The organism is Neobacillus drentensis, from assembly GCF_036962765.1.
Classification (GTDB): domain Bacteria; phylum Bacillota; class Bacilli; order Bacillales; family Cytobacillaceae; genus Neobacillus; species Neobacillus drentensis_C.
Genome location: NZ_JBALOS010000160.1, coordinates 2308 through 6151, shown reverse-complemented (window position 1 = coordinate 6151; position 3844 = coordinate 2308). Strand labels below are relative to the sequence as shown.

At 35.6% G+C, this 3844-nt stretch carries 2 protein-coding genes and 2 pseudogenes; 3 read left to right on the top strand and 1 reads right to left on the bottom strand.

Going from position 1 to position 3844, the window contains the following annotated elements; all coding sequences use genetic code 11:
- Positions 1 to 59: 59 nt before the first annotated feature.
- Positions 60 to 477 (top strand): annotated as a pseudogene (locus tag V7137_RS19645) (response regulator); the annotation flags it as partial.
- 627 nt (positions 478 to 1104) lie between these two features.
- A complete protein-coding gene (locus V7137_RS19640; RefSeq protein ID WP_335699637.1) occupies positions 1105 to 1716 on the top strand; it encodes a class I SAM-dependent methyltransferase in 612 nt (203 codons plus the stop codon).
- Here V7137_RS19640 and V7137_RS30735 read toward each other — a convergent pair.
- Positions 1684 to 1971 (bottom strand): annotated as a pseudogene (locus V7137_RS30735) (DUF421 domain-containing protein). The gene V7137_RS19640 and the pseudogene V7137_RS30735 sit on opposite strands and share 33 nt — an antisense overlap.
- Before the next feature lie 381 nt (positions 1972 to 2352).
- Here V7137_RS30735 and V7137_RS19635 point away from each other — a divergent pair.
- Positions 2353 to 3585, top strand: coding sequence for an aminopeptidase (locus tag V7137_RS19635; protein WP_335699636.1), 1233 nt, complete (start codon positions 2353 to 2355; stop codon positions 3583 to 3585).
- Positions 3586 to 3844: the final 259 nt, after the last annotated feature.

The following is a 3844-nucleotide window of genomic DNA, read 5'->3' as shown; positions in this document are numbered from 1 at the left end:
GGTATAGATAAATAAAATTGTTTACCAATTTATTAATGCATGATCGGATGTGAAAAAGGATGCAAAAAAGTATTCTGCTTGTTGAAGATGACATAGAAGTTAGTCAATTAATTATGAATTCGCTCATGAAAGAGAATTTTAAAGTATTCCCTGTATTTGATGGTGAAGAGGCATTAGCTCATTTTGATGAAACAACCTGATTTACTTTTACTGGATTTAATGCTGCCCAAACTGAGTGGAATGGAAGTATTAAAACGAATAAGAGAAAAAAGCATGGTTCTTGTTTTAATTATTTCAGCAAAAGGAAGTGACCTCGAAAAAGCGCTCGGTCTTGGTTTTGGTGCTGATGATTATATAAGTAAGCCATTTTCCATGATTGAACTAACAGCCAGAGTTCATGCTGCTATTCGCAGGGCTACACAATATCTTCCTCCTGAAAAAACCTCTAGTCATAATTTTCTTCATTATAAAGACTTGTACAGATTTTGGTGAAAGCTATTCCACGATCATCCAACTTATATTATCAATGCAGATGGGATTTGTTCTTTTTGGGGCCTCCCTTATTAATCATGTTGTAATAGATGAATATAAAAATAAAACTATCTCTCTTGCCTTCGGATATCCAATAAGCCGAAAAAAATTAGTGATGGCAAAAGTTCTTTTTATCTCACTTTTTGTTTTCTGCTGTACGATCTATCTTTCAATAAAACTGGTTGATAAAGTAGGGGACCTATAGATAGGGATAGCTAGTAATGTTTAGTCTAATCCCGCTTTACTTATTTGGTATATGGAAAAGAGCAACGATCCCGACAGTCCTTTGTGCAATATTTCTAATGCAATTTCAAAATTTCTCATACATTCTGAATATTGATCTTAATCCTGATTTGGTGAATGCTGGGCTTTGTCTCCTTGGAGCACAAGTAAGAATTGTTTGCATTAGAGCTAAATATGGTGTTGGCCTAAAAATAAAAACTATGGGCAAATTCGGAATGTTATATGCGGATATGGAGAAACCGGGATCTAATTAGGTGTATCAAAAAGATTGCTTCATTAATAGCACCAAGAAATGCTTTGATAAATTTGGTTAGAAGGAGAGGTAGTTTAGTGGAGAAACAGAAGTTAATTGGCATTTTTGATAAGCAGGCAGCCAAATATGCCAAAAAAAGTGAAGGAAGCACACAAAAACGTTGGCGTCAGCAACTTTTAAGTCATTCAAAAGGTCATGTTCTGGAGCTGGCAGCTGGAGCAGGTGCGAATTTTCCATTTTACTCTTCCGAAGTAAGAGTAACGGCCATGGACTTTAGTATGGCAATGCTTGAAAAAGCGAAAGAAGCTGCGAAATTCCATCGAATAGATGCTGATTTTATTTGTGGGGATATCGAAGAAATGGACTTTCCCCATCAATCGTTTGACACGATTGTCTCAACCTTATCATTTTGCAGTTATGAAAATCCTTTAATGGTATTGGAAAAAATCAATAACTGGTGCAAGCCAGATGGGAGAATTCTTTTAATGGAACATGGTATCAGTTCCAATCCCGCCGTTTCTTTTCTCCAAAAAACACTGGATCCACTTTTATTCCGTTTAAATGGATGTCATCATACGAGAAATATATTAGGATTAATTCGAGAATCTGTCCTAACAATCAATAAAACAGAAAGCTACTGGACTGATATGGTTCATCTAATATGGGCGAGCCCGAAACAAAATCAATAACCGCTTTTTTATTTCAGCCAGCAGCCATTCTTTGTCGAAATGGTGGTTAGATAAATTTTGGTCTAATATTTCTCCATTGATAACCAATTCTACTGGAATCTTGTTGGATGGCGGTACTAAATTTAAATCTTTCCGCATTACATTTTGGTATTCCGCTTTTTTTTAAACAGATAGAGTACCATTTACTTCTAAAATCGCGCATTCCACTTCTTTTATGTAAAAGATATCTTTTCCGCGCAATGCCTGTGTAAGCATTACTAAAATAACGGAACCTAATATTTATATTGAATGCTAGATTTCCTGCTATGGTTCCCATCGTAATTGTAGCTATAAAAAGATGATACGATTTTTGGAATATGGCCTCCTTCCCGAGAACATGCACAAAAATCCATAAGATGATGAATGCTGAAAAGGTCCAAAGATGATTTCGAAAGATCCGGGCATACTTATCTCCCTTGCAAAAATCAAAACGATAATGATTGACACCTGTTAGTTAGAGATATTAGGTTCTTTCGAAAATGAATCTATTCAGTGCATTTTAGACAAAGCCTACATTGAAAATATTCTAGTTGTATGTATGTTATGTGAGATTGGAAAATGGTAAAATTATCTATATTATATCAAAGGGGAAATGATATGAGAACTTTCCAAGATAAATTAGAAAAATATGCTTCACTTGCAGTTGAAATCGGAGTAAACGTTCAAAAGGGGCAAATTTTATTTATATCAGCTTCGATTGAAAGTTACGAGTTTGTTAAATTAATAACAAAAAGAGCATATGAAATCGGAGCAAGCGATGTAATTTATGAATGGAATGATGACGCTTTAACCCGAATGAAGTATGAATCGGCATCCGATGAAGTTTTTAACGTCTTCCCAACCTACCGGGTAATGCAGCGTGAAGAGCTAGCTGAAAAGAATGCTGCATTTTTAGTGATCGATTCAAGAAACCCAGATCTATTAAATGGAATTGAACCAGAGCGAATCTCAAATTTTAATAAAGCATCAGGTACTGCACTTACTAAGTTTCGAACTTATATGTTGAATGATAAAATTGCCTGGACGATTGTCGCCTACCCTTGTCAGACTTGGGCAGATAAAGTGTTCCCGAATATTGACAAAACAGATCGAATCAATGCACTTTGGGATGCAATTTTCTCTGCAACAAGAATTGATCAAGAGGATACAATTGGTGCATGGAAAGAACATATAACTGCTCTTGATAGGAAAGCAAATTATTTAACTAAACGTAAATACAAATCACTGCATTATCGCGCCTCAGGTACCGATTTAACCGTGGAACTGCCAGAAAAACATATATGGGTTAGTGCAGGAAATCATAATGAAAAAGGGACCTTATTCATTGCGAATATGCCTACAGAAGAAGTGTTCACGGTTCCTAATAAATACGGTGTAAATGGCAAGGTTTCTAGTACAAAACCGTTAAGTTACGCAGGAAAACTTATCGAGAACTTTACCTTAACATTTAAGAAAGGCAAAATCGTAGATTTTACCTGTGAAAACGGGTACGACACACTTAAACAATTAATTGAAACAGATGAAGGCAGTCGGTACCTTGGGGAAATAGCCCTCGTTCCGAACCAGTCGCCCATTTCAAAGTCAAACACCATTTTTTATAACACGCTTTTTGACGAAAATGCGTCCAATCACTTAGCAATTGGCGAAGGATTTCCGTTTTGTTTAAAAGAAGGAAAAACGTTGTCTAAAGAAGAACTTGCGGAAATCGGTTTGAATGAAAGCTTGACACATGTAGATTTTATGATTGGATCGAGTGAAATGGATATTGACGGGATGCTGCCTGACGGAAGTGTCGAACCCATTTTTCGAAATGGGAACTGGGCATTTTAAAAAGTTGTCTTCAGTGACTTTTTTTCAGCTTGTTTAGAAACCAAAGGACTCCGTACTTCTAGAAGACAATAGATGCAAACGCAATACAATATTACAATTTTATACTATTTTTATCAGTAGTTTTCATACTAAGGGGGAATCTGTTTTCAGTATTCCCCCCTTTTTTGAGAGGAACAAAACAAGATGATAGTTTAACCCTGCTTAAACAATATAAGAAATGTAAGAAACATGAATGTTTGTCATTTTAAATTCATATAAG

What these genes read in the sequence shown, in the direction of transcription:
- V7137_RS19635 (WP_335699636.1), top strand. Translation starts at nt 2,353, where the DNA reads ATGAGAACTTTCCAAGATAAATTAGAAAAATATGCTTCACTTGCAGTT.